This window comes from Sulfitobacter sp. R18_1 (assembly GCF_017743915.1).
In the GTDB taxonomy this organism is placed as follows: domain Bacteria; phylum Pseudomonadota; class Alphaproteobacteria; order Rhodobacterales; family Rhodobacteraceae; genus Sulfitobacter; species Sulfitobacter faviae.
Window position 1 is genome coordinate 149557 of sequence record NZ_JAGHRG010000005.1, and the last position, 26376, is coordinate 175932.

At 63.7% G+C, this 26376-nt stretch carries 27 protein-coding genes; 11 read left to right on the forward strand and 16 right to left on the reverse strand.

Annotated features, from left to right (window positions below):
- Nucleotides 1–52: 52 nt before the first annotated feature.
- A complete protein-coding gene (gene tyrS / locus J7392_RS11770; protein ID WP_209217713.1) occupies nt 53–1303 on the reverse strand; it encodes a tyrosine--tRNA ligase in 1251 nt (416 codons plus the stop codon).
- Nucleotides 1304–1369: 66 nt separating this feature from the next.
- On the opposite strand from tyrS, the gene J7392_RS11775 reads away from it, so the two are divergent.
- Nucleotides 1370–2497: an anhydro-N-acetylmuramic acid kinase gene (locus J7392_RS11775; RefSeq protein ID WP_209217714.1), complete on the forward strand. Its 1128-nt coding sequence runs from the start codon at nt 1370–1372 to the stop codon at nt 2495–2497.
- Between the two features lie 233 nt (nt 2498–2730).
- The gene (locus J7392_RS11780) at nt 2731–3369 is read left to right on the forward strand and encodes a hypothetical protein (protein WP_209217715.1); all 639 of its coding nucleotides are present in this window, start codon (nt 2731–2733) and stop codon (nt 3367–3369) included.
- 49 nt (nt 3370–3418) lie between these two features.
- On the opposite strand, the gene J7392_RS11785 is transcribed toward J7392_RS11780, so the two are convergent.
- The 3 genes from J7392_RS11785 to J7392_RS11795 are packed head-to-tail and all read right to left on the reverse strand — an operon-like array spanning nt 3419 to nt 6168.
- Nucleotides 3419–3955, reverse strand: a complete 537-nt coding sequence (locus J7392_RS11785) for a GNAT family N-acetyltransferase (RefSeq protein WP_209217716.1) — start codon at nt 3953–3955, stop codon at nt 3419–3421.
- Nucleotides 3955–5232, reverse strand: a complete 1278-nt coding sequence (gene eno / locus J7392_RS11790; RefSeq protein ID WP_209217717.1) for a phosphopyruvate hydratase — start codon at nt 5230–5232, stop codon at nt 3955–3957. The genes J7392_RS11785 and eno overlap by 1 nt, the downstream gene beginning before the upstream one ends.
- 33 nt (nt 5233–5265) lie before the next feature.
- The gene (locus tag J7392_RS11795; RefSeq protein WP_209217718.1) at nt 5266–6168 is read right to left on the reverse strand and encodes a DMT family transporter; all 903 of its coding nucleotides are present in this window, start codon (nt 6166–6168) and stop codon (nt 5266–5268) included.
- A gap of 130 nt (nt 6169–6298) precedes the next feature.
- Here J7392_RS11795 and J7392_RS11800 point away from each other — a divergent pair, with 130 nt between their 5' ends.
- Nucleotides 6299–7360, forward strand: coding sequence for an AbrB family transcriptional regulator (locus J7392_RS11800; protein ID WP_209217719.1), 1062 nt, complete (start codon nt 6299–6301; stop codon nt 7358–7360).
- A 7-nt stretch (nt 7361–7367) separates the two neighbouring features.
- Here the strand turns inward: J7392_RS11800 and J7392_RS11805 are convergent, their stop codons facing one another.
- Together J7392_RS11805 and J7392_RS11810 are read right to left on the reverse strand one after the other, a co-directional pair.
- Nucleotides 7368–8066, reverse strand: coding sequence for an NYN domain-containing protein (locus J7392_RS11805; protein WP_209217720.1), 699 nt, complete (start codon nt 8064–8066; stop codon nt 7368–7370).
- Nucleotides 8063–8482, reverse strand: a complete 420-nt coding sequence (locus J7392_RS11810) for a Fur family transcriptional regulator (RefSeq protein WP_067265902.1) — start codon at nt 8480–8482, stop codon at nt 8063–8065. The genes J7392_RS11805 and J7392_RS11810 overlap by 4 nt, the downstream gene beginning before the upstream one ends.
- A gap of 348 nt (nt 8483–8830) precedes the next feature.
- On the opposite strand from J7392_RS11810, the gene J7392_RS11815 reads away from it, so the two are divergent.
- On the forward strand, nt 8831–10144 hold the full coding sequence (locus J7392_RS11815; protein WP_209217721.1) for a DEAD/DEAH box helicase: 1314 nt from the start codon (nt 8831–8833) through the stop codon (nt 10142–10144).
- A 92-nt stretch (nt 10145–10236) separates the two neighbouring features.
- A complete protein-coding gene (locus J7392_RS11820) occupies nt 10237–11124 on the forward strand; it encodes a DMT family transporter (RefSeq protein ID WP_209217722.1) in 888 nt (295 codons plus the stop codon).
- A 2-nt stretch (nt 11125–11126) separates the two neighbouring features.
- Here the strand turns inward: J7392_RS11820 and J7392_RS11825 are convergent, their stop codons facing one another.
- The 4 genes from J7392_RS11825 to mazG form a co-directional block, all read right to left on the reverse strand.
- The gene (locus J7392_RS11825; RefSeq protein WP_209217723.1) at nt 11127–12536 is read right to left on the reverse strand and encodes a protein adenylyltransferase SelO; all 1410 of its coding nucleotides are present in this window, start codon (nt 12534–12536) and stop codon (nt 11127–11129) included.
- Nucleotides 12536–12985 (reverse strand): GNAT family N-acetyltransferase, encoded by a 450-nt coding sequence (locus tag J7392_RS11830; RefSeq protein ID WP_209217724.1) that lies wholly within the window; start codon nt 12983–12985, stop codon nt 12536–12538. Before J7392_RS11830 ends, J7392_RS11825 begins: the two co-directional genes overlap by 1 nt.
- Complete coding sequence (locus J7392_RS11835; RefSeq protein ID WP_209217725.1) at nt 12982–13923, reverse strand: nucleoside hydrolase; 942 nt, start codon at nt 13921–13923, stop codon at nt 12982–12984. Before J7392_RS11835 ends, J7392_RS11830 begins: the two co-directional genes overlap by 4 nt.
- A gap of 77 nt (nt 13924–14000) precedes the next feature.
- Nucleotides 14001–14825 carry a nucleoside triphosphate pyrophosphohydrolase gene (mazG, locus tag J7392_RS11840; RefSeq protein ID WP_209217726.1) on the reverse strand — a complete coding sequence of 275 codons (825 nt, stop codon included), beginning with the start codon at nt 14823–14825 and terminating at the stop codon, nt 14001–14003.
- 64 nt (nt 14826–14889) lie between these two features.
- On the opposite strand from mazG, the gene J7392_RS11845 reads away from it, so the two are divergent.
- From J7392_RS11845 to J7392_RS11855, 3 genes are all read left to right on the forward strand, one after another.
- Nucleotides 14890–16059 (forward strand): M20 aminoacylase family protein, encoded by a 1170-nt coding sequence (locus J7392_RS11845; protein WP_209217727.1) that lies wholly within the window; start codon nt 14890–14892, stop codon nt 16057–16059.
- The gene (gene speB, locus J7392_RS11850; protein WP_209217728.1) at nt 16059–17024 is read left to right on the forward strand and encodes an agmatinase; all 966 of its coding nucleotides are present in this window, start codon (nt 16059–16061) and stop codon (nt 17022–17024) included. Before J7392_RS11845 ends, speB begins: the two co-directional genes overlap by 1 nt.
- A 102-nt stretch (nt 17025–17126) precedes the next feature.
- Nucleotides 17127–17552 carry a DUF1499 domain-containing protein gene (locus J7392_RS11855; protein ID WP_209217729.1) on the forward strand — a complete coding sequence of 142 codons (426 nt, stop codon included), beginning with the start codon at nt 17127–17129 and terminating at the stop codon, nt 17550–17552.
- Here J7392_RS11855 and J7392_RS11860 read toward each other — a convergent pair.
- Nucleotides 17490–17789: a hypothetical protein gene (locus J7392_RS11860; protein WP_082852094.1), complete on the reverse strand. Its 300-nt coding sequence runs from the start codon at nt 17787–17789 to the stop codon at nt 17490–17492. The genes J7392_RS11855 and J7392_RS11860 overlap by 63 nt on opposite strands.
- Before the next feature lie 60 nt (nt 17790–17849).
- On the opposite strand from J7392_RS11860, the gene prfA reads away from it, so the two are divergent.
- The 3 genes from prfA (at nt 17850) to J7392_RS11875 (ending at nt 20546) form a co-directional block, all read left to right on the forward strand.
- Nucleotides 17850–18905: a peptide chain release factor 1 gene (gene prfA / locus J7392_RS11865; RefSeq protein ID WP_209217730.1), complete on the forward strand. Its 1056-nt coding sequence runs from the start codon at nt 17850–17852 to the stop codon at nt 18903–18905.
- Nucleotides 18902–19744 (forward strand): peptide chain release factor N(5)-glutamine methyltransferase, encoded by an 843-nt coding sequence (gene prmC, locus J7392_RS11870; RefSeq protein ID WP_348540702.1) that lies wholly within the window; start codon nt 18902–18904, stop codon nt 19742–19744. The genes prfA and prmC overlap by 4 nt, the downstream gene beginning before the upstream one ends.
- 208 nt (nt 19745–19952) lie before the next feature.
- Nucleotides 19953–20546: a DUF4167 domain-containing protein gene (locus tag J7392_RS11875; protein ID WP_067265950.1), complete on the forward strand. Its 594-nt coding sequence runs from the start codon at nt 19953–19955 to the stop codon at nt 20544–20546.
- Between the two features lie 62 nt (nt 20547–20608).
- Here J7392_RS11875 and J7392_RS11880 read toward each other — a convergent pair whose 3' ends face one another.
- Genes J7392_RS11880 through lptD form a run of 5 tightly spaced genes read right to left on the reverse strand, consistent with a single transcriptional unit; the run spans nt 20609 to nt 26376 of the window.
- Nucleotides 20609–21187 carry a hypothetical protein gene (locus J7392_RS11880; protein WP_209217731.1) on the reverse strand — a complete coding sequence of 193 codons (579 nt, stop codon included), beginning with the start codon at nt 21185–21187 and terminating at the stop codon, nt 20609–20611.
- A 2-nt stretch (nt 21188–21189) separates the two neighbouring features.
- The gene (rsmA, locus tag J7392_RS11885; RefSeq protein ID WP_209217732.1) at nt 21190–22032 is read right to left on the reverse strand and encodes a 16S rRNA (adenine(1518)-N(6)/adenine(1519)-N(6))-dimethyltransferase RsmA; all 843 of its coding nucleotides are present in this window, start codon (nt 22030–22032) and stop codon (nt 21190–21192) included.
- Nucleotides 22029–23003 carry a 4-hydroxythreonine-4-phosphate dehydrogenase PdxA gene (gene pdxA / locus J7392_RS11890; protein WP_209217733.1) on the reverse strand — a complete coding sequence of 325 codons (975 nt, stop codon included), beginning with the start codon at nt 23001–23003 and terminating at the stop codon, nt 22029–22031. The genes rsmA and pdxA overlap by 4 nt, the downstream gene beginning before the upstream one ends.
- A complete protein-coding gene (locus J7392_RS11895; RefSeq protein WP_209217734.1) occupies nt 23000–24238 on the reverse strand; it encodes a peptidylprolyl isomerase in 1239 nt (412 codons plus the stop codon). The genes pdxA and J7392_RS11895 overlap by 4 nt, the downstream gene beginning before the upstream one ends.
- Nucleotides 24226–26376, reverse strand: coding sequence for an LPS assembly protein LptD (lptD, locus tag J7392_RS11900; RefSeq protein ID WP_209217735.1), 2151 nt, complete (start codon nt 26374–26376; stop codon nt 24226–24228). The genes J7392_RS11895 and lptD overlap by 13 nt, the downstream gene beginning before the upstream one ends.

The following is a 26376-nucleotide window of genomic DNA, read 5'->3' on the forward strand; positions in this document are numbered from 1 at the left end:
GGGCTGCGGGAGTAGGGAAGACGGGGCAGACCGAAGCCCGCCCCGTGAAGGATCAGCCGACCTGCACCAGCGCGTGGCGCTTCTTGCCCGCGCTCAGCTTGACCGGAGAAGACAGCGCGCCCGCATCCAGCATCAGGCCCGCATCGGTCAGTGGCTTGTCGTCGATCCGTGCGCCGTTCTCGGCGATCAGGCGCTTGGCTTCTTTGCCAGAGCCGGCAAGGCCCGATTTCACCAGCAATTGCACGATGGAAACCCCATCGCCCACATCCGCCGCCGACAGGGTCAGGGTGGGCAGGTCATCGCCCACACCGCCTTTTTCAAAGACTTCGCGCGCGGTGGCTTCGGCGTTGCGGGCGGCCTCTTCCCCGTGGAGCAGGCCGGTGACCTCATTGGCCAGACGCACCTTCGCCTCGTTGATCTCGGACCCCGCCAGCGCGCCCAGACGGTCGCATTCATCGACTGGCAGCTCGGTGTAGAGCTTGAGGAAACGGCCCACATCGGCATCGGTGCAATTGCGCCAGAATTGCCAGAACTCATAAGGGCTCAGCATATCGCCATTGAGCCAGACCGCACCGCCCGCCGATTTGCCCATCTTCTTGCCGTCGCTGGTGGTCAAGAGCGGTGACGTCAGGCCGTACACCTCCCCGTCGATCACCCGGCGCGTCAGGTCGATGCCGTTGACGATATTGCCCCATTGATCCGACCCGCCCATCTGAAGAATGCAGCCATAGCGGCGGTGCAGCTCCATGAAGTCATAGGCTTGGAGAATCATGTAATTGAACTCAAGGAAAGACAGCGACTGCTCGCGGTCCAGTCGCGACTTCACGCTCTCAAAGCTCAGCATCCGGTTGATCGAAAAATGCCGCCCGATGTCGCGCAGGAAATCGAGGTAGTTCAACCCGTCGAGCCATTCCGCGTTGTTCAGCATCAAGGCGCCAGTCTCGCCCTCGCCGTAATCGAGGTATTGGGCAAAGACCTGACGGATGCCTTCGATATTGTCGTCGATCGCCTCGGGCGTCAGCAGCGGGCGCTCGTCCGAGCGGAAGGATGGATCGCCCACCTTGGTCGTGCCGCCACCCATCAGGGTGATCGGCTTGCCGCCGCATTTCTGTAGCCAGCGCAGCATCATGATATTGACCAGATGCCCAACATGCAGAGACTTGGCCGTGGCGTCATAGCCCACATAGGCCGGGGCCGCGCCTTTCAGCAGGGCTTCGTCCAACCCCTGATAATCGGTGCAATCGGCCAGAAAGCCGCGCTGCATCATCGTGTGGATGAACTCCGATTTGGGATGGTATGTCATGGTGACTTGCCTCAAAACTGTATTGCGGGGCAATCTATATGCGCACGAGCGGCAAAGGAAAAGGCCATGAATAGGGCCAAGCACAGGCAAGATGCCGGAACCGAAGTGGTGACGGCTTTGGGAATGATGTCGGGCACCTCTCTGGATGGGGTGGACGCCGCGATTTTGCGCACCGATGGGCATGACATTGCCGGCTTTGGCGGCAGCGCCTATCGCAGCTATTCCGCCGAAGAGCGGCGCGTGATCGCCGCGGGGTTCGGCAAGTGGCACGGGGCCGAGGTTGAGGAGGCCGCCAAGGCGGTGGAGGCCGCGCATCTGGCGCTCTTGGCCGACCTGCTGAAAGATGCGCCTGAGGTCGACCTCATCGGTTTTCACGGCCAAACGCTCGCCCATGCCCCACGCATGCAGGGCACGCTGCAAGTCGGCAACGGCGCGCTGCTGGCGCGAGAGATTGGCCTGCCCGTGGTCTGGGATTTCCGCAGCGCCGATGTTGAACTGGGCGGCGAGGGCGCACCGCTCGCCCCCTTCTTTCACCACGCCTGCGCGCGCTACGCCGGGCGAAAGGGGCCGGTGGCCTTCCTGAACCTCGGCGGCGTGGGCAACCTCACGTGGGTCGACCCGCGCGTGGCCCGCCCGGAGGAGGACGGCGCGTTGCTGGCCTTTGACACCGGCCCCGCCAATGCGCCGATTAACGATCTGATGCAGGCCCGGCTTGGCCAAGACTATGACGAAGGCGGCAAGCTGGCCGCGCGGGGCAGGGTGGAGCAGGGCGCCTTGGAGCTGTTTCTGGCCGAGCCTTATTTCGCACGCATGCCGCCCAAATCCCTCGACCGGAATGATTTTGCCGAGATGGTGGCCCTTGTGGGTGAGCTTTCCGATGCCGATGCCTGCGCGACCCTTACCGCCATGTGCGCCGCTGGTGTGGCCGAGGCGATGCAGCATTGCCCAGCCCCGCCCGAACGCGTCTATGTGACGGGCGGCGGGCGACATAATCCGGTGCTGATGCGGATGTTGGATGTCAGCCTCGATTGCCCCGTCGCCCCGGTGGAGGAGATCGGCCTCGATGGCGACATGCTGGAGGCGCAGGCCTTTGCCTATCTGGCAGTACGCGTGGCGCGCGGGCTGCCCACCTCGTGCCCCGGCACGACAGGCGTCCGCGCCGCCGTTGGCGGGGGCACCGTCAGCCGGGAGTGAGGTGGCCGGGCCGTTGCCTAACTTTGACGGAAAGGTGCCGGAGAGGGATTTTAAGGCCCCAACGTGCAGCCGCTATGCCATCATATCGGCAAGAACGCCAACTTACTAACAAAGTTGCGAAAAATACACCTATAGCGCAATTTTCTTGAAACATCGTTGCGACTTCCCGCGTAGGTTCCCTGTGGGGGCCAAGGGTCGAAGGCATTCGACCGGCTTAGAGAAGGAGATTCGCTATGACTATCTTTCACACAGGTGCTTTCAAAAACAGCCTCGCCGTTACGGCAGTGACGCTCATGCTGGCGCCCGCGGCGCAGGCTGAAATCGGCCTCGGGGTTGGGGTCAGCGTCGGGGGCCATGGCGACCATGGCGGCGCGGATGTCGGTGTCGGTGCTTCGGTCGGCGGCAGTGACGGCATCGGGACCGGAGTTGGCGCTTCGGTCGGCGGGGGCGACGGTGTGAACGCAGGCGTCGGCGCTTCGGTGGGCGGCGGTGACGGTCTGGGGGCCGGGGCTGGCGTCTCGGTCGGCGGGGGCAGCGGCCACAGCGGGACGGATGACCCCGATAGCACCCCCACGGCGACCGCAGGCCGGGCGACCACCGGCGCCGACAACAGTGCCACCACCCCAAGGCCGATCAACATCGCGACCCTCATCGGCGCGCCGGTCTGGAGCAAAGACAGTGTCTTGGTCGGCATGATCGAAGAGGTCGCCCCGGGGCCAAACGGCAAGGTCGACGCGGTGCTGCGCCTCAACGCAGCCCTCGATACCGACCGGGACATCATCCGCATGCGCATCGCGCCGCGCCTGTCGGACCGTGGGGCGCTGAAGCTGGGGTATTCGAAGCAGAAGTTCCTACAGCTCTTCGCCGGGTAAACCGTGCGGCAATGAAAAACGGGGCGGCAATCTGGCCGCCCCGTTTACGCTATTCGGCAGGCGCGGCCACGTCCCTCAGCGGCATCTCGAAGAAACAGATCGCATCCCGCGTGAAATCCGGCATCGGTTGATAGGGCCCGCGCTCAACAAACCCGAGCGAGCGATAGAGCGCGCGGGCAGGGGCGAAGCCCACGGAAGTGTCGAGATAGACCTTCTCGAACCCATCCTCCCGCGCTTGATCGACAAGGCGCTGACAGATCGCCCGGCCCGCCCCCGTGCCACGGGCCGCATCGGTGACGAAGACGCGTTTGATCTCGCTCTCCGTCTCGGTCAGCGCATGTGACATGCCGCAGCCCAGGGGGATGCCATCCCGCTCGGCCAAGAGGATGATGCCGCGCGGACGGGCGTGTTCCTCGGGCAGGCGCGCCATCAGGGCGCTGTATTTGTCTTGGGGGTAGAAGGTCTCAACGATCCGCTGTTCGGTCGGGCCGAAGTGGTAGAGGAAGTCGCGATAGGCCCAGCAAAGGTCCACCACCGCCGCGAGGTCCGCAGCGGTGGTGACAGGGCGGATGGTGAGGGCCGACATCAGCCGCGCAGGATCGAGCGGCCCGCGTATTGAGCGGTCTCGCCCAGCATTTCTTCGATACGGATCAACTGGTTGTACTTCGCCAGCCTGTCGGAACGCGCCAGCGAGCCGGTTTTGATCTGGCCGCAGTTGGTGGCGACTGCAAGGTCGGCAATCGTGGCATCTTCGGTCTCGCCCGAGCGGTGCGACATGACGTTGGTGTAGCCCGCGCGATGCGCGATATCCACGGCTTTGAGGGTCTCGGTCAGGGTGCCGATCTGGTTGACCTTGACCAGCATGGAGTTCGCCGCGCCGCGCTGGATGCCATCGCTCAGACGCGCAGGGTTGGTGACGAAAAGGTCATCGCCCACCAGTTGGACCTTGCCGCCCAAAAGGTCGGTCAGCGCCTTCCAACCGTCCCAATCGTCTTCGGCCATGCCGTCTTCGATGGAGATGATCGGGTAGTCGTTCACCAGCGCCGCGAGGTAGTCGGCGTTCTCTGCGCTCGACAGGGTTTTGCCTTCGCCGGAGAGGACATATTTGCCGTCTTTGTAGTATTCTGTCGCCGCGCAATCGAGGGCGAGATACATGTCTTCACCCGGTTTGTAGCCCGCTTTTTCAATGGACTTCAGAATGAAATCAAGCGCATCGCGCGAGGAGTTGATGTTGGGGGCAAAGCCGCCCTCGTCGCCGATCCCGGTCGAGAGGCCCGCGGCGGAAAGCTCTTTCTTCAGCGTGTGGAACACCTCGGCCCCCATGCGCACGGCTTCGCGGATGTTCTCCGCGGCGACCGGCATGATCATGAATTCCTGAATGTCGATCGGGTTGTCGGCATGTTCGCCGCCATTGATGATGTTCATCATCGGCACCGGCAGAACCCGTGCGGTGGTGCCGCCGATGTAGCGGTAGAGCGGCTGCGCGCAGTAGTCCGCCGCCGCCTTGGCCGCGGCCATCGACACGCCCAAGATCGCATTGGCGCCGAGGCGGGATTTGTTCTCGGTCCCGTCGAGTTCGATCATCATCTCGTCGATCTCGACCTGTTCGGTCGCCTCGACCCCAACGAGCGCCTCGGCAATCTCGCCATTGACGGCGGCGCAGGCTTCGAGCACGCCTTTGCCCAGATAGCGCGACTTATCGCCATCGCGCCGCTCGTTCGCCTCATAGGCGCCAGTCGAGGCACCGGAGGGGACAGCGGCGCGGCCCATGGTGCCGTCTTCGAGGATAACGTCGACTTCGACCGTCGGGTTGCCCCGGCTGTCGAGGATTTCGCGGGCGTGGATGTCGATGATCGTGCTCATGGGCTTTGTCCTCATGTTCGGGTTCGTGGCGGTTTACCCCGGCAGGCCCGGCTTGGAAAGACCGCGGCGGGGCCGGGGGGTGATTTTGCGTTCGCGCAGCAGGGTATAGACCCCCGAGGCGATGATGATCGCGGCCCCGACCAGCGTCAGCGTGTCGGGGGATTCGTCGAAAACCACGATCCCCGCCACCAGCGCAAAGAGCATGCGGGTATAGCGGAAGGGGGTGACAAAACTCACCTCGCCCACGCGCATGGCGGCGACGATGGCGTAATATGCCAGCACCCCGATCACCATCGCCCCGGCGAGATAGAGCACCTCGGCCCCGCCGGGCATGGCGGCGGGCGTGCCTGCGGCCAGCATCAGGATCAGCCCCGCGGGGACCAAGACGATAAAGGCCAGAAAGCTAAGCTGCATGGAACTGATGCTTTTGGGAACTTTGCGTGTCGCCAAGTCGCGCAAGGCGAGGCCGATGACACCGGCCACGGCGAAAAGCGACAGCGCGTTGAACCCCTCCAGCCCCGGGCGCACGATCAAGAGCACGCCAAGGAAGCCCACGATGATCGCGCTCCAGCGCCGCCAGCCGACCGGCTCGCCAAGGAACAGCGCCGCACCGAGTGTGACCGCCAACGGGGTCGCCTGCAAAATAGCCGAGGCCGAAGAGAGCGGCGTCAGCACGATGGCGGTGACGAAACAAAGCGTGCCCAGCACTTCGCCCACGGCACGCAGCAGGATCGGCTGCGTCAGCATATCGGCAGAGAACAGGCGCTTTCCCTGAATGCGCAGGATCACGGCAAAGATCGCCCCGCCGCCCGCGCCCAAAAGCGCGATGATCTGACCGACGGGGAGCGCATCGCTCGTCAGTTTGACGAACATGTCCTCGACCGCGAAACCGGCCATGGCCAGCACCATCAGCATCGCGCCGCGCAGATTGTCCATGATCACGCCCCTTCATCCCGTGGTATTGCCAGTCGCCCATGAACCTTTTGCGACGAAAGGGCAAGGGCGCGCGATGCGCGTCATGCGTGTGGCACTGGCGTAGGCTCTACCGGAGTGCTAGCCCTACCGCATGAGATGGCCGATCCCCTCGCTCGCCCCGCGCGACACAGTGCTGACCCTTGCGGTCGGGGCCTTTGGGGCGCTGCTGTTCTGGTGGCTGAATGCGCCGGTCTATATGCTGCTAGGCCCGGTGATCGCAGTGAGTGTCTTAGGGCTAATGGGGGTGCGCACGGCGGTCGATCCGCGGCTGCGGGATGCCTGTTTCGTCGTGCTGGGCATCGCCGTGGGGGCAGGGTTCAACCAAGATGCGGTGAACGCCATGCTGCGCTGGCCACTGGCCTTTGTCTTTATGACCGGGGTGATTTGGGGGATCATGGCGCTTTGCCGTTGGATGCTGGCGCGGTATTTTGGCTTTGACGCCCGCTCCGCGCTTCTGGCCTCGGCCCCCGGACATCTGAGTTTCGTGATGGCGATTGCCAGCGACAGCGGGTCGGACGTGCCGCGCATTTCGATCACGCAATCGGTCCGGCTTTTGGCGCTGACCATCGTCGTGCCTTTCGCCGCCCTTCTGATGGGCGTCGACATGACCGGCAATATCGCCCCCGCGGGGGCGGGGATGAGCCTGCTGTCGATCCTCGTGATGATCGGCGTCTCCGTCGTCGTGGGGATGATCTTTGCCCGTCTTTCCGTGCCCGCGCCGCTCTTGATGGGGGCGATGGTGGTCTCGGCCATCGCGCATCTGACTGGGCTAGAGACTGGCGTTCTGCCGGGCTGGCTGACCCTTGTCGCCTATCTCGTGCTCGGCAGTCTCATCGGTACGCGGTTTTCGAGCATCACGCCTGCGCGTCTGGCAAGCGGGCTTGGCGCGGGGCTGGCGATCACGGGCGTTGCGGTGGGGCTGGCGGGCCTTGGCGCGGTGCCGGTGGCCTGGGCGCTTGGCATGCCGCTGGGGCATGTGCTGGTGGCCTTCGCGCCCGGCGGGCTGGAGACGATGATCGCCCTCGGCGCCGTGCTGGCGGTGGTGCCGGGCTTCGTGGCCGCCTGCCACATCATGCGCCTCGTGGTGCTGAGCCTGCTGTTGCCCGCCATGCTCGCCCGTGTGGCGCGGCAAGAGCAGCGCGCCGCCGAGTGATCCGGCGTTAGCTTTTCAGGCGAACCATCAAACGGTTGCCGTCCTTCCGCGTTTCCAAGGCTTTGAGGTCGGCCGCTAAGGCGCTCAGCTTGCCATGGCCATAGGTGCGGCTGTCGAAATCGGGATGCGCTGCCTGAATGGTCTGGCCGATCTGGCCGAGGTTGTACCAATCGTCTTCGGTGTCGATCTTGTCCATCGCGGCTTTGAACAGGGGCAGGGCATCGCCCACCTTGGCCTTGGCCCGCGAGGGGGTGTCGGGCTCTACCTCGTCGAGGTTCTCGATCAGGATGAAGCGGTTGTAGACGTTGCGCAGCGAATCGTGGGTCTTCTTCTCGCCGATGCCGATAACGGTCACCCCGTCTTCGCGCAGGCGATTCACCAGCGCTGTGAAGTCACTGTCAGAAGAGACGATCACGATAATATCGAAGCGGCGGCTGTGCAGGATGTCCATCGCCTGAATGACCAGCCCGATGTCGCTGGCGTTCTTGCCCTTGGTGTTCGCAGTTTCCTGATGCGCCACCAAACCCAACTCGCGGATCGGGGCTTTCCAACCCTTGAGGTGGTCGTTCGACCAATCGCCATAGACCCGGCGCAGGGCGGGCTCTCCGATGGTTGTGACCTCCCGCATGATGGCTGCGGCATGTTTTGCGGGCACGTTGTCGGCGTCGATCAACACGGCCAGCAAAGGGCGGTCACGTTCTGTCATGGGTCATCCTTCTTGATCGGCACACCGTAGAGTTCCATCCGGTGGCCCTGTAATTTGTAACCCAGCTTGCGCGCGATGCGTTCCTGAAGCTCTTCGATTTCCGCATCGACGAATTCAATGACCTCGCCTGAGTTCACGTCGATGAGGTGATCGTGATGCGCCCGCTGCGCGTCTTCATAGCGCGCCCGGCCATCGCCGAACTCCAACTTGTCCAGAATGCCCGCTTCCTCAAACAGCTTCACCGTGCGGTAGACCGTGGCGATGGAGATGCCGCTGTCGATCACGCTGGCGCGGGTCAGGATCTCTTCGGCATCGGGGTGGTCTTCGCTGTCGTGAATCACCTGAGCGATGACCCGGCGTTGACCTGTCATGCGCAGGCCCATCGCCTCGCAGCGTTTGATGATCGGGTTGCGCATCGTCTCGCCCTTCGTCCGTCGGACTACGGTCCTAGCATTTTAGCACCGCCGGACGCCACCGGAATTGACCGCGCCGGTTGACTTTTGCGCCCGCACCGCCCATGTGAGGATCAAGCGAAGCCTTCTGCCGCGTGAGCAGTATCAGCGCCAAGCCCCATGAGGGGCCTCTGGGACGCTGACGACAAGGCCCGCCGATGTTCCCAAAATCACGCGTGGGGCCAAGCGCGACAGACGGGTGTGAGGCATGTGGCCTGCGCCCGCGATCTGGCTTGCGCGACCCCGTGGCGCCTGTTGAGTGGCGCGGCGAAAGAGCATGGCGCGCGTTTTCGCGGGCCGGAAAGTGAACGAATGAGCGATTTTGACATGATGGGCCTGCCTGCCAAACTGGTGGCCCGATTGAAAGAGATGGGGCTGAACGAGCCGACCCCGATCCAGAAACAGGCGATCCCCCATGCGCTGAACGGGCGCGACGTGATGGGCCTTGCCCAGACCGGCACCGGCAAGACCGCCGCCTTTGGCGTGCCGCTGCTGGCCCAGATGATGGAAATCGAGGGCCGCCCCGCAGCGCGTTCCGTGCGCGGTCTTGTACTGGCCCCCACGCGCGAGCTGGCGCAGCAGATCGCCGTGAACCTGCGCGGTTATGCCGAAGGCACGCCGATCAAAGTGGCGATGGTGGTGGGTGGTCAGTCGATCAACACCCAGATCAAACGTCTGGAACGGGGCGTCGATCTGCTGATCGCCACACCGGGTCGTCTGCTGGACCTGCTCGACCGCCGCGCGGTCAAGCTCGATACGACGACCTTCCTCGTGCTGGATGAGGCCGACCAGATGCTCGACATGGGCTTCATCCATGACCTGCGCAAAATCTCGAACATGATCCCGAAAGAGCGGCAGACGATGCTCTTCTCGGCGACCATGCCCAAGCTGATGAACGAGATCGCCAACAGCTATCTCAACAGCCCGATCCGCATCGAAGTCTCGCCTCCGGGCAAGGCGGCGGATAAGGTGACGCAAGAGGTGCATTTCATCGCCAAGGCCGAGAAGACCGAACTGCTGAAAGAGCTGCTGGCCAAGCACAAGGGCGAACGCGCACTGGTCTTTGGCCGCACGAAACACGGCTCGGAAAAGCTGATGAAGACGCTGGTGAAGGCCGGGTTTGACGCCGCTTCGATCCATGGCAACAAAAGCCAAGGTCAGCGGGATCGCGCGATTGCGGGGTTCAAGAATGGCGATATCACCGTGCTGGTGGCCACCGATGTGGCGGCGCGGGGTTTGGACATTCCGGATGTGAAACACGTCTATAACTTCGACCTGCCGAATGTGCCGGACAACTACGTCCACCGCATTGGCCGGACCGCGCGGGCGGGCAAGGACGGGGCCGCCGTGGCCTTCTGCGCCCCCGATGAGATGGGCGAACTGAAGGCGATCCAAAAGACCATGGGTATTTCGATCCCCGTGGCCTCGGGCCGCCCTTGGGAAGTGATTGATGAGCCTGCGAAACCCAAGGGCCGGGGCCGCAGACGCGGTGGCCGTCCCGGTGGTGGTGGCGGTCGTCCCGGTGGCGGCGGCGGCGGTGGTGAAGGCGCGGGCAAGCCGAGCGGCGGGCGCCGTCGCAGGCGTGGCGGCGGCGGCGGCAAGTCGGGCGGCCAGCAGGCGGCCTGAGCCGAGGCACATCACTAAGACAGCGAAATGGCGCGCCCGGAAAATCGCGGCGCGCCATTGACTTATCTGATCCGGGCGGCGCTTCTGTCGGGATGGAACGCAAATCACATATCGACACATTCGGCGCCGTGGCACTGGTGCTTTTCGCGCTGAACCTCGGCTTTAACCAAGTCGTCATCAAGGTCAGCACCGGCGGCTTCAACCCGGTCTTTCTGGCCGGGCTGCGCTCTCTTGGGGCGGTGTTTTTGCTGCTGATCTGGATGCGGCTGCGGGGCGTCAGCCTGTCGATCCCGCGTGCTGCGCTATGGGGCGGTGTGGCCGCGGGGCTTTTCTTTACGCTAGAGTTTGTCTGCCTGTTCCTCGCGCTCGATCTGACCACGGTCAGCCGCGCGTCGATCCTGCTGTATTCCATGCCGGTTTGGCTTGGCATCGCCGCGCATCTGTGGCTACCGGGAGAGCGGCTAAGCGGGGCGCGACTCATCGGCATGGGGCTGGCCATGGGCGGTGTGGTGCTGGCGCTGAGCGATGGTGGAACCGAAGGGGCGCATTGGCTGGGCGACCTTCTGGCGCTTTTCGCCGCCCTCTGCTGGGCGGGCATCGCGCTTTGCGTTCGTGTCACGCCGCTGGCCAAAGTACCGCCCGCGCAGCAACTGATGATGCAACTGGTGATCTCTGCCCCGATCCTTCTGCTGCTTGCGCCGCTTTTTGGCCCCTTGCTGCGCGAGGTGGCCCCGGTGCATCTGGCGGGGCTTGCCTATCAGATCATCGCGGTGGCAAGCTTTGGTTTTCTGGCGTGGTTCTGGCTGCTGACGATCTATCCCGCAGCCTCCGTCGCCTCGTTCAGCTTCCTGTCGCCGGTCTTTGCTGTGCTTCTGGGCTGGCTGATCCTCTCGGAAGAGGTGGGGCTGAGCATTTGGGCCGCATTGCTGCTGGTGGCGGCGGGGATTTACCTGATTAACCGTAAACCCCGCGGCCACTAGGATCAGGTGCCGCAGAATGTGGCGGGCACGATCTCGTCCTCGGTTGGCGGGCGCTGAAGCTCTGGGTCCGTCTCGACAAAGGGGGTGGCTAGGGCTTTCATCAACCGCTCGAAACGGGCCATGTCGCCCGCAACGGCGGCCTCGATCATCTCTTCAATTCGGTGGTTGCGGGGGATCACGGCGGGGTTCGCCGCATTCATCACCGCTTGCGGATCGGGTTCCCCTTCAATCCGTGCGCGCCAGCCTTCGGCCCATGTGTCAAAAGCGTCGCGGTCGGTGAACTGATCGCGGGCTTGATCTGTGGGAAGCGCGCGGAAGGCATTGGTGAAGTCGGCACCATCCTTTTGCATCAGCCCCAGCAATTCGTTGATCAAGTCGACATCCTCAGCCCGTGGCGTCGAGATGCCGATCTTCGCCGCGAAACGGCGCAGCCATGCGGCTTCGATCAAGTCGGGCATGTCGTGAACGATCTCGGTGGCCTCTTCGACGGCGCTCTCCTTGTCCTCCATCTGTTGCAAGAGCGAGGTCGCCAGCTGCGCCATGTTCCAGACCACGATCTGCGGCTGGTTCCCATAGGCATAGCGCCCCTGCCGGTCGATGGAGCTAAAGACACGGCCCTGATGGAAGGCATCCATAAAGGCGCAGGGGCCATAGTCGATCGTTTCGCCCGAGATGCTGCAATTGTCGGTGTTCATCACGCCGTGGATAAAGCCTAGGGCCATCCACTGCGCCACCAGTTCCGCCTGCGCGGCACAGACCGCGCGCAAAAGGTCAAGCGGGCCATCGGCCTCGGGGTAATGGCGCGCGATGGCATAGTCGGTGAGGGTTTTGAGCGCCTCCGTTTCCCCGCGATGGGCGAAGACATGAAAGGTGCCGACGCGCAGGTGGCTGGCGGCGACGCGGGTCACGATGGCACCGGGCAGGGGACCGCTTTCGCGCAGGATCGGCTCACCAGTGGCGACGGCGGCCAAGGCGCGGGTGGTGGGCACGCCAAGGGCATGCATCGCCTCGCTCACCAGATATTCGCGCAGCACCGGCCCGACCCATGCGCGGCCATCGCCCATCCGCGAATAGGGCGTGGGGCCTGAGCCTTTCAGCTGGATGTCGCGGCGCTGGCCGCTCTGATCGACGACTTCCCCCAGAAGGATCGCCCGGCCATCGCCAAGCTGCGGGTTGAAGTTGCCGAACTGATGCCCGGCGTAAAGCTGCGCCAGGGGATCGGCCCCCGCAGGCACATCGTTGCCGGCAAAGATCTGCGTGATTTGCGCAGGCTCCGCCCCTTCGATACCCAGTTCCACCGCCAATTCGGCGTTCCATGCCAAAAGCTGGGGCGCTTTGACAGGCGTGGGAGCCAGCCGGGTAAAGAACCCCTCTGGCAGGGCGGCATAGCTGTTATCGAAAGGAATACGCATCACAGGGTCCGGGACATAAGCATGTAATCCTCGCGCGGGCGAAAGCCCGCACGGGTATAGAGTTTCATCGCCGCGGCATTGTTGCGATCCACCTCAAGATGCACCGCCCGCAACCCGCCCGTCGCCAGCGCCCGGGGCAGCGCGATCAGCGCCTCCGAGGCGATGCCGCGGCCCCGCACGCCGGGACGGACGTAGATTTCATCAATGATGGCGTCCAACCCGCCGAATTCAACCGACCAGCCGAAACAGATCACCACATAGCCGATGGGCGCGCGGGGCGGGCCGATAAGATAGGCCGCGCCATGTGGGATGCCATCCAACAGCGGCGCCAGCCCGCGGCGGCGCTGTTCATCGCTCATCTCGATCCGCGCTTCGGCGTGAAATGCCGCGACAAGTGCTACAAGCTTGTCGAGATGCTCAGGCGCGCCGAGGGTGAGATGTGCGCTCATAGGCGGGCCAGCCTTTCGGTGAGCAGGGCAAAGAACCCGTCGGCATCAAGATCGCCTACGAAGAGCGCGTTGGGCGCGCGGTCGGTCACGCGCCACCAGTCGGCGACGGTCATGCCCATGGTCAGTTCCGACTGGGTTTCGATCTCGACATTGATATGACGGCCTTGGAAAAGATCGGGGTTGATCAAATAGGCGGTGACGCAAGGATCATGCAGCGGCGCGCCTTCGGAGCCGTATTTCTCTTTGTCGAACCGCTCGAAGAAATCGGTCATCTCGGCCACGGCGACGCCTACCTTGGTGCCAAGCGCGCGGAAAGCATCGATGCGCGGTTTGGTGACCAGCGCCTTATGGGTGACATCAAGCGGCATGACGACGATCGGAATGCCGGATTTGAAAACGATATCAGCGGCATGGGGGTCGACGTAAATGTTGAATTCCGCCGTGGGCGTGATGTTGCCCCCCTCGAAATAACCGCCGCCCATCAGCACGACCTCTTGCACCTTCTCGGCGATGTCGGGCGCTTTTTGCAGGGCGGTCGCGATATTGGTCAACGGCCCCAAGGGGCAAAGGGTTACGCTACCTGCGGGATGAGCGCGGACCTGTTCGATGATGAAATCCACCCCATGCCCTTCGGCCAGCGGCATGGTTGGATCGGGCAGGTCGGGGCCGTCGAGCCCGGTCTTGCCATGCACATGTTCCGCGGTCACCAGATCGCGCCCCAGCGGGCGGTCGCAACCGGCAAAGACTTTCACATCATCCCGCCCCGCCAATTCGCAAACGATGCGCGCGTTTTTCGAGGTGAGATCCAGCGGCACGTTGCCCGCGACACAGGTGATGCCTAGAACGTCGATCTCTTGCGGGCTGGCGAGGGCAAGGAGAATCGCCACGGCGTCGTCCTGTCCGGGGTCGGTGTCGATGATGATTTTGCGCGGGGTCATGGGCTTACTTTCGTCGAATTGCTTGGGGCAGAGCCTTGCCGGAGGGGCGGGTCTTTGTCCAGCCGCAGACCCGGCGATTAGCCGCGTTCCGCCAGTTTCACCGCCCCCCACAGCGCGTCCATCTCGGCCAGATCACTGTCTTGCGGGGTTTTGCCCATGGCGGCGAGCCGGGCCTCGACCCCTTCGAACCGGCGGGTGAATTTGGCATTGGCGGCGCGCAAAGCGGCCTCCGGGTCCAGCCCCAGATGGCGGCCCAGATTGGCCATGACGAAGAGCAGATCGCCGTATTCTTCCTCGACCTCCGCTTGGCTCAGCTGGTCTTTCGCCTCGACCAATTCGGCGGCCTCTTCGGTGATCTTGTCGAGCACCTGCGTTGTCTCAGGCCAGTCAAAGCCCACACGCGCCGCGCGTTTTTGAAGCTTCATCGCCCGCAAGAGCGCTGGCAGGCCGATTGCCACCCCGTCCAAGGTGCCCCCCTGTGCCTTGCCCGCACGTTCGGCGGCTTTGATCTTCTCCCAATCGGCGGTCTGCTGTTCGGCGCTCTTGTCGCGGGATTCGTCGCCAAAGACATGCGGGTGCCGCGCCACCATCTTGTCGCTGATGTTGCGCACCACGGATTGAAAGGTGAAATGCCCCGCTTCTTCACCCATCGCCGTGTGATAGACCGATTGCAGCAGCAGATCGCCCAACTCCCCCTCAAGCTCGCCCCAATCACGCCGGGCGATGGCATCGGCGACTTCATAAGCCTCTTCGATGGTATAGGGGGCGATGCTGTCGAAATCCTGCTCGATATCCCAGGGGCAGCCCGTCTCAGGGTCGCGCAGGCGGCGCATGATTTCGAGCAACCGTTCGATCCCGGCATCTGAATCGTGAATGAGATCGGCTTTTGTGTTGTCCGGCATTGCAGGCCCCGTATGTCTGGTGTCAGATGCACCCTGACCAAACCAACCCCAAGGAGTCCAGCCCATGCCCGTGGTGAACCGCATCAACGCCTTTGCGGAGGATATGACAGCATGGCGGCGCCATTTGCACGGGATCCCCGAACTGGCGTTCGACTGCCATGAGACGGCGGCTTTCGTGGCCGAGCGGCTGCGCGAATTTGGGGTGGATGAACTGCACGAGGGCATCGCGACAACCGGTATCGTGGCGATCATCGAAGGGCAGGGCGAGGGCCCGACCATCGGCCTGCGCGCTGATATGGATGCGCTGCCGATCCAAGAGGCAACGGGCAAGGACTATGCCAGCACGCGGGAGGGCAAGATGCACGCCTGCGGCCATGACGGGCACACCACCATGCTTCTGGGCGCGGCGCGATATCTGGCCGAGACACGCAATTTCGCGGGGCGGGTGGCGCTGATCTTTCAACCCGCCGAAGAGGCGGGCGGCGGCGCGGGCGTGATGGTCGAAGAGGGCATCATGGAGCGGTTCGAGATCGCGCAGGTTTACGGCATCCACAACGTGCCGGGCTTTGACGAAGGCGCATTCTATACCACGCCGGGGCCGATCATGGCGGCGGTGGATGAATTCCACATTCATATCAAGGGCAAAGGCGGCCATGGCGCGATGCCCCATGAGAGCCGCGACCCCGTCGTGGCGGCCTGCGGCATCGCCACTGCGATCCAGACCATCGTCAGCCGCAACCATGTCGCGGCGCAGGATTTGGTCGTCTCAGTCACGCAGATCCACACCGGCACCGCCGATAACATCATCCCCGAAACCGCCTATATCAACGGCACCGTGCGCACCTTTGACCGTGATGTGCAGGCCATGGTCATGCGCCGGATGCAGCAGATCGTGGACGGGCAGGCGGCGAGTTATGACGTCACCGCCGAGTTGGACTATGAGGTCGGCTATCCCGCCACGGTCAATGATCCGGCCAAGGCCGAGGCCGCCATCGCGGCAGCGACCGAGGTGGTGGGCGCGGCCCAAGTGCACGGTGACTATGGCCGCGAGATGGGTGCGGAGGATTTCAGCTTCATGCTTGAAAAACGCCCCGGCGCCTATCTCTTCCTCGGGGCCGGGGAAGGCGCGGGGCTGCACCACCCGGAATACGACTTCAACGACGAGATCGCGCCGCTTGGCGCATCCTTTTTCGCCCGTATCGTTGAGCGGGCACAGCCAGCAGGAGGCAAATAATGGCATTGGAAGACGCGGCCAAACAGATGGATATGGCCTTTACCCGCGAGGACCTCAAAGGGCCGAGCTATGAGTTGACCTTTGGCGGGGCGACCTCCTTCCTGCGACGGAAATACACCAAGGATCTGACCGGCGTCGACATCGCGGTGACCGGCGTGCCCTTCGACCAAGCGGTGACCAACCGCCCCGGCACCCGCCTTGGCCCCCGCGCCATCCGCGAGGCCAGCGCGCTGCAAGCGCCCGACGCGCCCTATGGCTGGGATTTCGACGTGCTCAGCGAATTCGCCATCGCGGACTATGGCGATCTGGCCTTCGACTATGGCCATGTCAGCCAGTTTCCCGCTGCCCTGACGGCCCATATCAAGACCATTCTGGATGCCGGCGCGGCCTCTGTCGTGCTGGGTGGGGATCACTATATCTCATTCCCGATCCTCAAGGCCTATGCCGAAAAATACGGTCCGATCAGCCTGTTACAGTTCGACGCTCACACCGATACGTGGGAAGATGACGACATGGACCGGATCGATCACGGCACGATGTTCTACAAGGCCGTGAAGTCCGGTATCGTCGATCCCGCGACCAGCGTGCAGGTCGGCATCCGCACCACCAACGAAGACACAATGGGCGTCAACATCATCGACGCGCGCGAGGTGCATGAGAAGGGGCCGCAGGCGACCGTGGCCAAGATCAAAGAGATCCTTGGCGATCGACCTTGCTATCTGACCTTCGACATCGACGCGCTTGATCCGGCCTTTGCCCCCGGCACCGGCACGCCGGTCTGGGGTGGGCTGACCTCGGCGCAGACCTCGATCATGCTGCGCGATCTGGCCGGGATCAACATCATGGGCGGTGACGTTGTCGAAGTCTCGCCCCCCTTCGACACCACAGGCGCCACGGCGGTGGCGGGTGCCCATGTCGCGACCGAAATTCTGTCGCTGTTGGGTCACCGCATGAGAACCGCGTGAGCGAATGCCACGACATCACGCGCCGGTCCGCTGAAAGGCGGGCTGGCTTGCTTACTGCGACCTCCGTCGCCCCTGACCGCCGAGTTTTGAAAGGTGTTTAAAATGCTGTTCTGGATCATCGTGATCGCCCTCGTCGCCTTGGTGGCCTATATCCGCCTTGCGCCCACCGACACCGCGCGTTGGCATGTTCAGGCCGAAGGGCAGAAGATGGGCAAGACCCAAGGCACCAACAGCTATGTCTGGCGCGCGCCGGTCGAGGGCGACGGAGCCGAGACCTTGGCCCAGCTTGACCGGGTGATTTTGCAAACGCCGCGCACCGAAGTCGTCGCCGGATCGCTCGCCGAGGGGCAGGTCACCTATGTCACCCGCACCAAATTGATGGGTTATCCCGATTTCACCACCATCGGCGTCTACGGTGACAACCCGCGCTATGTCGAGGTCTATGGCCGCTCGCGTTTTGGCCGATCAGATCTGGGGGTCAACGCCAAGCGGGTCAACGGATGGCTCGATCAGATCGAGGCGCGATGACAGGCAGCCTTGCTGCACCTCCCGCCACATCGGCACATTGAGCGACATCTGGCATTGCGCCATGAACATGCGCCCATCCACTTGCAGGCAAATGGTCTCACCCAGTTCCACACGGGCACCGCTGCTGTTGGTGCAATAGCAATCAATCGTCTTGCCGCCCGGCGCTTTGACATCCGCAAGGGCAGGGTGCAGGGCCGTCAGGCCCATAAGGCAGATGAGCGGCATAAGACGTGTCATAGCCCATGATAGCACAAGCCGCCTCTTGACCAAAGCATTTGCATAAGCGACAGGAACCCCATGATCCCGATGCACCGCCTCGCGCAAATCTCGCAACGCTTCCAGTTTCTGGAGGCCAGCATGTCTGCGGGCTCCGATGGGGCCGATTTTGCAGCCCTCGCGAAAGAATACAGCGATCTCAAGCCCGTGGTCGATCAGATCGAGATCTACCAGCAGCTCCAGCGCGACCTTGAAGAAGCCGAAGAGATGCTGAAAGACCCCGAGATGGCTGAGCTTGCGCGGGATGAACTGCCGCGCCTGCGCGCCCGTCTGCCGGAGGTCGAGGAGGGGTTGCAACTCGCACTTCTGCCGCGCGACGCGGCGGATGCGAAACCCGCCATGTTGGAGATCCGCCCCGGCACGGGCGGCGATGAGGCGGCGCTTTTTGCAGGTGACCTTCTGCGCATGTACCAACGCTATGCCGAGGCGCAGGGCTGGGGGTTTGACCTGATCGAAAGCCAGATGACCGAACTCGGCGGCGTGAAAGAGGTCGTGGCCCATATCACCGGTCAGAACGTCTTTGCCCGGCTCAAGTTCGAAAGCGGTGTACACCGGGTGCAGCGCGTGCCCACCACCGAAAGCGGCGGGCGTATCCATACTTCGGCGGCGACCGTGGCGGTGCTGCCCGAGGCCGAGGATGTGGATATCGAGATCAACGCAAATGACCTGCGGATCGACACGATGCGCTCTTCGGGCGCGGGGGGGCAGCACGTCAATACCACCGATTCCGCCGTGCGGATCACCCATATCCCGACCGGGATCGTCGTCACCTCGTCAGAGAAGTCCCAGCACCGCAACCGCGACAAGGCGATGCAGGTGCTTAAAGCGCGGCTCTATGATATGGAGCGCAGCCGGATGGACAGCGAGCGCTCTGCCGACCGCGCAGCGCAGGTGGGATCCGGCGACCGCTCCGAGCGGATCCGCACCTATAATTTCCCCCAAGGTCGTATGACCGACCATCGGATCAACCTGACGCTTTACCGGCTCGAAGCCGTGATGCAGGGCGATCTGGATGAGATCGTCGATGCGCTGACCGCTGACGCCCAAGCGCGGCAATTGGCGGAGATGGAGGGGTGAGCCCACAGACTGCTGCCCAAGCCATGGCCGCCGCCGCCGGACGGCTGCGTGCCGCCGGTGTGCCCGATCCGGCGCGGGATGCGCGGCTGTTGCTCGCCCATGCCGCCTCTGTCGATGCCGCCCGCGTGACCCTCATCGCGCCCGAGGAAATCGCCCCCGAGGTTGCCGAACGCTTTGACCAGCTCATCGCCCTGCGCGCCGTGCGCGTGCCAGTCTCGCAGTTGATCGGGCGGCGGGCCTTTTATGGCCGCGATTTCGCGATCAGCCGCGATGTGCTTGACCCGCGGCCCGAGACGGAGACCCTGATCGACCTCGCCCTCGGCGAAGATTTCACCCGCATTCTGGACCTCGGCACCGGCTCGGGCTGTATCCTCGTCACCCTGCTGGCCGAACGGGCAGCGGCGACGGGGCTGGGCGTGGACCTCTCGGAAGCTGCCTGCCTTCAGGCCAGCGCCAATGCGGTGCAGCACGGGGTGGCCGACCGCGCCGATATGCGGCAGTCCGATTGGTTCAGCGCCGTTGAGGGGCGGTTTGACCTGATCCTGTCGAACCCACCCTATCTGGCCGCCGAGGAAATGGCCGATGTCTCCCCCGAATTGCGCCAGCATGAGCCGGAAATGGCGCTGACCGATGGCCAAGACGGGCTGAGCATCTACCGCATCATCGCCGCCGAGGCGCAGGGCTACCTCACGGCTCAAGGCCGCGTTATGGTCGAAATCGGCTGGCAACAGGGCGAAGCAGTACAGGAAATCTTTGCCGCGGCGGGCTGGGGCCGGGTCACGCTGGCGCATGATCTCGATGGGCGGCCAAGGGTCGTTTCAGCCGATAAACCGGCGTGAAATCGCGAAAAAACGGCCATTTGACAGGCTAAGCGGCAGTTTCTTCTTGCCCAAGCCTTTCTGTCATGGTTAGTCAGGGGTGTTGCAGCGGTGGATGCCACAGGCGGTCCCGCGCGGCACTATGCCCAACATATCGCTTAGGCCGGGTTCAAGACGTGCTTTGCACCCCCGGTGAACGACACACAGCACACAAGGCTGACATCATTCCATGAATTCTCCCAGATCACGCTCCCGGTCGAAGAATAACCGCAAACGCTCGTCGCAAGGTGGCGGCGGCAATGTCGTCAACCGTGTTTTCGACAGCTCCGGCCCCGAGGGCAAGGTGCGCGGCACGCCGCAGCAGGTTATCGAGAAATACAACCAGCTGGCCCGCGATGCCCAGTTGAGCAATGACCGTGTGGCCGCCGAGAACTTTCAACAGCATGCCGAGCACTACCTGCGCCTGCTGAGCGAGGCACAGCGCGAAGTGGACCAGCGCCGCGAGGAGCAGGAGCGCCAGAACCGTGAGCGTCAGGCCGAGCGGGATCGCGAGCGGGCCGAGCGTCAGGAGCGCGAGGCGCAGCAGGGCGGCCAGTCGCAGGGCGAGCAGCCGAAAGCCGACAAACAGCCCGAGCAGCAAGAGCCCGCGCAGCAGCAGGCCGAGGCCGAGCCGAACAGCGAAGAGAGCACGCTGGTCGACACGCCCGAGAGCAAGCCCAAGCCAAAACGCGCCCCGCGCCGCAAGCCCAAGCCGAAAGCGGCAGAGGCACAGCCGCAAGAGGGTGGCGACAGCAAGAGCGACACCGCAAAGGTCGCAGAATAAGAAAAGCCCCGCGATTTGCGGGGCTTTTTCGTAAGCGGTGATGGTGGCAGCGCGGGGCAGGTTTACCCTTCCATCCCCGCCTGCACATATCTGATCCGCCCGTTGCGCCGCAGCACCTCTTCGCGGGGCGCCCAGTCATACCGCGGGTCGCTGGTGACCGGCGACCAGAACAGCTCGCCCCCGCGCCGCCAAGGGTCAAGGACAAGCCCCGCCTGCATTGGTGCCCCGGCGGCCGAGATGATGGCGGTGGAATGATCCAGCAGGATCCGCGAGTCGCCATTGGCGATGGCGCGGTGCAGGTCGAGCGTGGCGAAACCCTCGGCCTTTAGGCGGTTCTCCAAATCCTCTGCCCAATGCCAACACAGGCCGCGCGGCTTGCTGCCGTTGTTGACCTTCACGTTATGGATCAGCGGCGGGTCGGTGATCTGATAGGCGATCGCCAGTTCATGGGTATGCCGGTAAGCGATCCGCGCGGCCCGGGCGGCCTCTTCGGGATTTACCTCCGGCGAGAGGTTTTCGATAGCGCGGGTGAGTTCCGTGATCTCGGCCTCGGTGCCCAGAGGTGGTGGGCCGTTGCGCGGCAGGGCGCAGGCGGAAAGCCCCAGCAACAGGGCAAAGACGAGCATTAGTCGGTAGAACATGGTTACCCCTTGGCAATCTCGCGGGCGAGGGCGCAGAACCCCTCAAGCGGCACCTGTTCGGCGCGGTCGGTGGGTTTCAGCCCCGCGGCGGTCAAACGGTCCTCGATATCCGGCGCGGCACCTTTAAGCGCCGAGCGCAGCATCTTGCGCCGCTGGTTGAAGGCCATCGCGACCACATGGCTCAGCACCTTCGGATCGGCAGGGAAGCGCGGCTCGGGCAGGGCGGTCAGATGCACCACGCTCGACGACACTTTGGGTGGCGGGGTGAAGGCGCCCGGCGGCAACTGCATCACAATCCGTGCATCGCTGCGCCACTGCGCCAGCACGGCCAGCCGCCCATAGGCTTTCGACCCCGGCTGCGCCACGATCCGCTCCGCCACCTCGCGCTGGAACATCAGCGTCAGGCTTTGCCAAAACGGCGGCCACTCGGGCGGGGTGAGCCAGCGGACCAGCAGTTCGGTCCCGACGTTATAGGGCAGGTTGGCGGCCACCCGGATAGGTGGCGTCAGATGGCTTAGCGGGTCGATCTCAAGCGCGTCGCCTTCGATCACGGTCAGGCGACCGGGGTAATGTTCCGCCACCTCGGCCAGCGCGGGCAGGCAGCGGCGGTCCTTTTCGATCGCCAGCACATGACGCGCGCCTTCAGCCAGCAGCCCACGGGTGAGACCGCCGGGCCCGGGGCCGATCTCCAACACGTCGCAATCGGCCATATCTCCGGCTTGCCGCGCGATCTTGGCCGTGAGGTTCAGGTCCAGCAGAAAGTTCTGGCCGAGGGACTTCCGCGCGGCCAATTCGTGGGTGTTGATCACCTCGCGCAGCGGCGGGAGATTGTCGATTGCACTCATGTCTTTTGGCCCATCTGCCATGCCAATTTGATCGCTTCGATCATGCTGGTCGGGTTGGCGCGCCCTTGGCCCGCGATGTCAAAGGCGGTGCCGTGATCGGGCGAGGTGCGCACAAAGGGCAGCCCCAACGTCACATTCACGCCCCGGTCGAAATCCAAGGTCTTGATCGGGATCAGCGCTTGGTCGTGATACATTGCCACCGCCGCGTCATAGCCTTCGCGGGCTCGGGCGTGGAACATCGTATCGGCAGGCAGCGGCCCGGTCAGCGCGAAGCCTTCGCCCTGCATTTCAAGGATCAGCGGCGCGATCCAGTCAATCTCTTGCCGGCCCATGCTGCCGCCTTCGCCCGCGTGCGGGTTCAGCCCGGCGACGGCGATGCGGGGGCGGGCGATGCCAAAGCGGTTTTGCAATTCCTGCGCGGTGATCTCAATCGTGCGGCGCAGGCCCATCGGGGTCAGCGCCTGCGGTACCTGATCCAGCGCGATATGGATCGTGGCAGGCACGACGCGCAATTGGTCAGAGGCGAGCATCATCACCACGTCATCGACACCTGCAAGTGCTGCGAGGTATTCGGTATGGCCCGGATAGGCGAAACCGGCCCCGTCTTGCAGGGCCTTCTTGTGGATCGGCGCGGTGCAGACGCCGCAGGCGGCCCCCGTCTGCACCAGATCGACCGCCCGGGCGATCACGTCGATCACCCCCTGCGCATGGCCGGGCTGCGGCACGCCGGGCAGGGCGGCGCTGTCGAAGGGATGGGGTAGCACGGGCAGCGCGTCGGCACTGGGCGCGCTCACCTCATCCGGGCTTTCGATCACGCGGTGCGGGACATCCTGCGGCAGATGACGCGGGTCGCCGATCCAGACCATCGGGATATCATTCGAGAGGGCCGCCCAAGCGCGGGCGGCAATCTCGGGGCCGATCCCGGCGGGTTCACCGCAGGTGATGGCCACCGGCCGGGACGGGCGGCTCATTGGCGGGTGATGCGGGCTTCGGCGCGGGCCTGTTCCAGCAGCTGTGTGGCATAGCCCTCAAGCTTGCGCTGCCGGATCGAACTGACCACCGCCTCGCGGTTGACGTCGGCATTGGCCGCCGTGGTGCGGTTGCAGAGCATCAGGAAAACCAGCGTCTCGCCATTCGCACGGGTCAGCGCGGTGGAGACTTCGCCGGGGTCGAGTTTCGCCAGTTCAATGGCCACATCCTGCGGAATCTCCGCCGGGGCCTTGGTGCCACGGTCCAGCACATTGGCGGGCTGGCCCTTGGCCACGCCATAGAGGTCATCACATTGATCCACCTGACCGCGCAGCTGTGCCGCGCGCGACAGGGCAGCCTCGGAACGGCCACCGGGGATGTAATAGGCGGCATAGTCGATCTCGGAATACTCGACGCTCGGCTTGCCGGTCTCTTCGATGCCGCGCAGTTGGAACAGGGCCACAGCATTGGGGATCGGCAGCGGCGCTGTCACCTCACCCGGGGCGAGGGCCAAGAGGATGGGCCGCAGGCTGGCGGGCAATTTTTCAAGCGGTGTCCAAGGCATCCGACCGCCGCGCCCGCGCGAGGCGGTGGCGGAATGCTTGCTGGCATAGGACGAGAATTCGGCTTCCGAGCGGCTTTCCGAAATGCGTTCGGCCAGCGCGTTCACCTGATCGGCATTCTGCGGCGGGGCGGGAATGATGATCTCCGACAACAGCACGCGCAGACCGTTATTGCCCCGGCTGCTGCCAAGCGCGCGGTCGACCTCTTCGTCGGTGATGTTAACGCGGCCATTATAGCGCGCGCGAATAAGGTCACGCCAAGCGGCGCTGATCACGATAAAGTCGCGAAAGGTTTCTTCGGAAATCTGGGCTTGGCCCAGCACTTTCAGGAATTCTTCGGTCGTCAGATCCGCGCGGCTGGCAAATTCCGCCATGCCCGATTGAATGCCCTCGGGCGTAACTTCGAGCCCGGCTTGATCAAGGATCTGCCCACGCAGACGGTCGTCGATCAGACTGTCGATCACGCTGTCGGTATCGGCCCCGGGGGCGCCGATCAGCTGCATAAAGCGCTGGCGCTGCTGCACTTCGTAGCCGGTGATCACCTCGTCATTGACACGGGCCACGGGCGCAAAGAGGTTCTGCGCCGCTGCGGATTGGCCGATGACCAGAGCAAGGGCGAGTGCCGCAGTGCCACGGATCCCGGTGCGGACGGTCTGTTTCGTTACTTCCCACATGAGCGTACGTATCTTTCTGTTCCGGTGTTTGCGGCAAAGCCCCTGAGGCCGATGTTAAAACCGATATCCGTTGAGGGCTCAACACTTGTTGAGGATGAATAGCTGCGGTTCACCGAAAGGTCGACCTGCACGCATTCATTGTTGTAGCTCAGGCCAAGACCCGCCGTCGCGGCGCGTTCGTCAGCAAGGTCGAACCGCCATTCGGCGGACGCCTGCCACTGGCTGTTGATCGAATAGCTGCCGTCGAAGGTGATCTCAGACACGTTTTCATTGCGGTCCTCGGCAGCGTCTTCATGCAGCCAGACATAGCTGCCCGAGATCTGCCCGCGTTTGAAATCCCAGACCCCGCGCAACTCGGCCTTGGCGACCTCGAAGTCATCATCGACCAGCCCGCGCCCGATGAGCGCCAGACCGTTGTCGCTGCGCAATTGCCCGGCCAGCAGGAAATCGGAATAGGTGCCTTGCAGACCTGAGCTAAAGCTAAAGGCATCATCCGCATCGGCGCGGATCACCTGACCGAAAGACAGGCTGGCATCCATGCCGTTGGGATCGAGCCGCGCCCAATTCACCCCGATGGCCGCCACAGCACCCCGTTCGCGCCGGTCGGGCCGGGGGAAACGGCTGAGCGCCAAAAGGTTTCCCTCATCATACTCCACCAGCGTGCTTTCCTCATTCGGAATGTCGAGCCGATCACCGCCAGTCCAGCCCAATTGCACCAGCGGTTCAAGCTGTTGCACCACGCCTGCGGCCTCGCGGCGCTGCATGGGGTAGCGCATGGTGACGGCAGCATGGGGCACGAGGTCGGAGTAGCGCCCGTCATAAACGGCATCCTGCGCGATGTTGAACAGACCAAAGCTCGCCCCCGCCTCGACGTCGGTCACCAGACCGTTACCGAAGGTAAAACGCCGCAGCCAAGCGGCCTCCCCGTTAAGCCGCGACACATCGCGCCCGTCGGCTTCGCCATCCCCATTACCATCGGTGCTGAGGTCCGACGACCGGCGGTGGCTATGAGCCTCAAGCGTCAGGCGGAGTTCTCCGCCCACGGAAGTCAGGAAATAACGCCGCTCGAATTCGCCATCCAAAACCAGATTGGGCAGCAGATCATTGTCTTCACCATCGCGGAGCGATTGGTAGTTCAGCAGTGTTGCCCGCATATATTCATCGCGCCGTGCGCGGCTGACGGTCAATTCGCTGGTCAGACGGTCCTTGCCCGAATAGCCATAGTCGCTGAGATAGGAACTGTCGCTCGTGGTCTCGATATCGAAATACAGTTTGTAGTCGCGCCGCAGATCGAAACTGCCGGTGCCGAAAAGGTAGCCACGGGTCTTGCCGGGGTCCAACTCATCATCGGTGATCGCCCCTTCGAACTCGATCCGTCCCGAAACGAAAGCCTGACGGTAGCGGAACTCAAGCGTTCGGGTTTCGGCGGAAAGATAGGGGGTCAGCGTCAGATCGCGGTGATCGCCGATCTTGATGAAGTAGGGCAGTTTCAGCCCCACGCCCAATTGCGAGGTCGAGCGGACCGTGGGCGCGAGAAAACCAGTCGCGCGGTCCAACGTGGGGTCGGGCAGGCGCAGGCGGGGCAGATAGGCAATGGGCACGTTCTTGATCCGGAACTGCGCCTCGTCAAAGTAAAGCTGCTGCGCCACTTGGTCATGCACCACCCGTTTCGCGCGGATTTGCCAAAGCGGCGTTTCGCCATCTTCGCAGACTTTGCAAGAGGTTACGGCGGCTTTGTAAAGTTGGCTATAGCGCCCTTCGACCCGGTTGATCTGCACGGCGGCAAGCTGCAACTGCTGCTCAAGGATCATCCGCGCGCCGCGCAAAAGGCCGGACTGCAAACCCGCATCGAGCGAGGCCGCATCGGCGAGGATCGTGGTATTCTCCCCCTCAGACAGCACGATCGGCCCTTCGATGCTGAGCGCGCCGGTGGCCTGATCATAGCGGATCGCCGTGGCGCGCAGCCGCGTCTCCCCTTGAAAGGCTTCGACATTTCCCTGCGCGACCAAGACCTTATCGCGTGTAATGAAGACCTGATCGGCCACCAGAACGGCGGGGCGGTCGCTGGCGGGCGCGGTCTGGGCGGCAAGGCTCAGAGGCGCGAATGAAAGGGCAAGTCCAACAAGGGCCGCGCGCAT

Excerpts from the sequence above, each read along its gene's own strand:
- tyrS (WP_209217713.1), bottom strand. The coding sequence starts at position 1,303 with ATGACATACCATCCCAAATCGGAGTTCATCCACACGATGATGCAGCGC.
- J7392_RS11775 (WP_209217714.1), top strand. The coding sequence starts at position 1,370 with ATGAATAGGGCCAAGCACAGGCAAGATGCCGGAACCGAAGTGGTGACG.
- J7392_RS11780 (WP_209217715.1), top strand. The coding sequence starts at position 2,731 with ATGACTATCTTTCACACAGGTGCTTTCAAAAACAGCCTCGCCGTTACG.
- J7392_RS11785 (WP_209217716.1), bottom strand. The coding sequence starts at position 3,955 with ATGTCGGCCCTCACCATCCGCCCTGTCACCACCGCTGCGGACCTCGCG.
- eno (WP_209217717.1), bottom strand. The coding sequence starts at position 5,232 with ATGAGCACGATCATCGACATCCACGCCCGCGAAATCCTCGACAGCCGG.
- J7392_RS11795 (WP_209217718.1), bottom strand. The coding sequence starts at position 6,168 with ATGGACAATCTGCGCGGCGCGATGCTGATGGTGCTGGCCATGGCCGGT.
- J7392_RS11800 (WP_209217719.1), top strand. The coding sequence starts at position 6,299 with ATGAGATGGCCGATCCCCTCGCTCGCCCCGCGCGACACAGTGCTGACC.
- J7392_RS11805 (WP_209217720.1), bottom strand. The coding sequence starts at position 8,066 with ATGACAGAACGTGACCGCCCTTTGCTGGCCGTGTTGATCGACGCCGAC.
- J7392_RS11810 (WP_067265902.1), bottom strand. The coding sequence starts at position 8,482 with ATGCGCAACCCGATCATCAAACGCTGCGAGGCGATGGGCCTGCGCATG.
- J7392_RS11815 (WP_209217721.1), top strand. The coding sequence starts at position 8,831 with ATGAGCGATTTTGACATGATGGGCCTGCCTGCCAAACTGGTGGCCCGA.
- J7392_RS11820 (WP_209217722.1), top strand. The coding sequence starts at position 10,237 with ATGGAACGCAAATCACATATCGACACATTCGGCGCCGTGGCACTGGTG.
- J7392_RS11825 (WP_209217723.1), bottom strand. The coding sequence starts at position 12,536 with ATGCGTATTCCTTTCGATAACAGCTATGCCGCCCTGCCAGAGGGGTTC.
- J7392_RS11830 (WP_209217724.1), bottom strand. The coding sequence starts at position 12,985 with ATGAGCGCACATCTCACCCTCGGCGCGCCTGAGCATCTCGACAAGCTT.
- J7392_RS11835 (WP_209217725.1), bottom strand. The coding sequence starts at position 13,923 with ATGACCCCGCGCAAAATCATCATCGACACCGACCCCGGACAGGACGAC.
- mazG (WP_209217726.1), bottom strand. The coding sequence starts at position 14,825 with ATGCCGGACAACACAAAAGCCGATCTCATTCACGATTCAGATGCCGGG.
- J7392_RS11845 (WP_209217727.1), top strand. The coding sequence starts at position 14,890 with ATGCCCGTGGTGAACCGCATCAACGCCTTTGCGGAGGATATGACAGCA.
- speB (WP_209217728.1), top strand. The coding sequence starts at position 16,059 with ATGGCATTGGAAGACGCGGCCAAACAGATGGATATGGCCTTTACCCGC.
- J7392_RS11855 (WP_209217729.1), top strand. The coding sequence starts at position 17,127 with ATGCTGTTCTGGATCATCGTGATCGCCCTCGTCGCCTTGGTGGCCTAT.
- J7392_RS11860 (WP_082852094.1), bottom strand. The coding sequence starts at position 17,789 with ATGACACGTCTTATGCCGCTCATCTGCCTTATGGGCCTGACGGCCCTG.
- prfA (WP_209217730.1), top strand. The coding sequence starts at position 17,850 with ATGATCCCGATGCACCGCCTCGCGCAAATCTCGCAACGCTTCCAGTTT.
- J7392_RS11875 (WP_067265950.1), top strand. The coding sequence starts at position 19,953 with ATGAATTCTCCCAGATCACGCTCCCGGTCGAAGAATAACCGCAAACGC.
- J7392_RS11880 (WP_209217731.1), bottom strand. The coding sequence starts at position 21,187 with ATGTTCTACCGACTAATGCTCGTCTTTGCCCTGTTGCTGGGGCTTTCC.
- rsmA (WP_209217732.1), bottom strand. The coding sequence starts at position 22,032 with ATGAGTGCAATCGACAATCTCCCGCCGCTGCGCGAGGTGATCAACACC.
- pdxA (WP_209217733.1), bottom strand. The coding sequence starts at position 23,003 with ATGAGCCGCCCGTCCCGGCCGGTGGCCATCACCTGCGGTGAACCCGCC.
- J7392_RS11895 (WP_209217734.1), bottom strand. The coding sequence starts at position 24,238 with ATGTGGGAAGTAACGAAACAGACCGTCCGCACCGGGATCCGTGGCACT.
- lptD (WP_209217735.1), bottom strand. The coding sequence starts at position 26,376 with ATGCGCGCGGCCCTTGTTGGACTTGCCCTTTCATTCGCGCCTCTGAGC.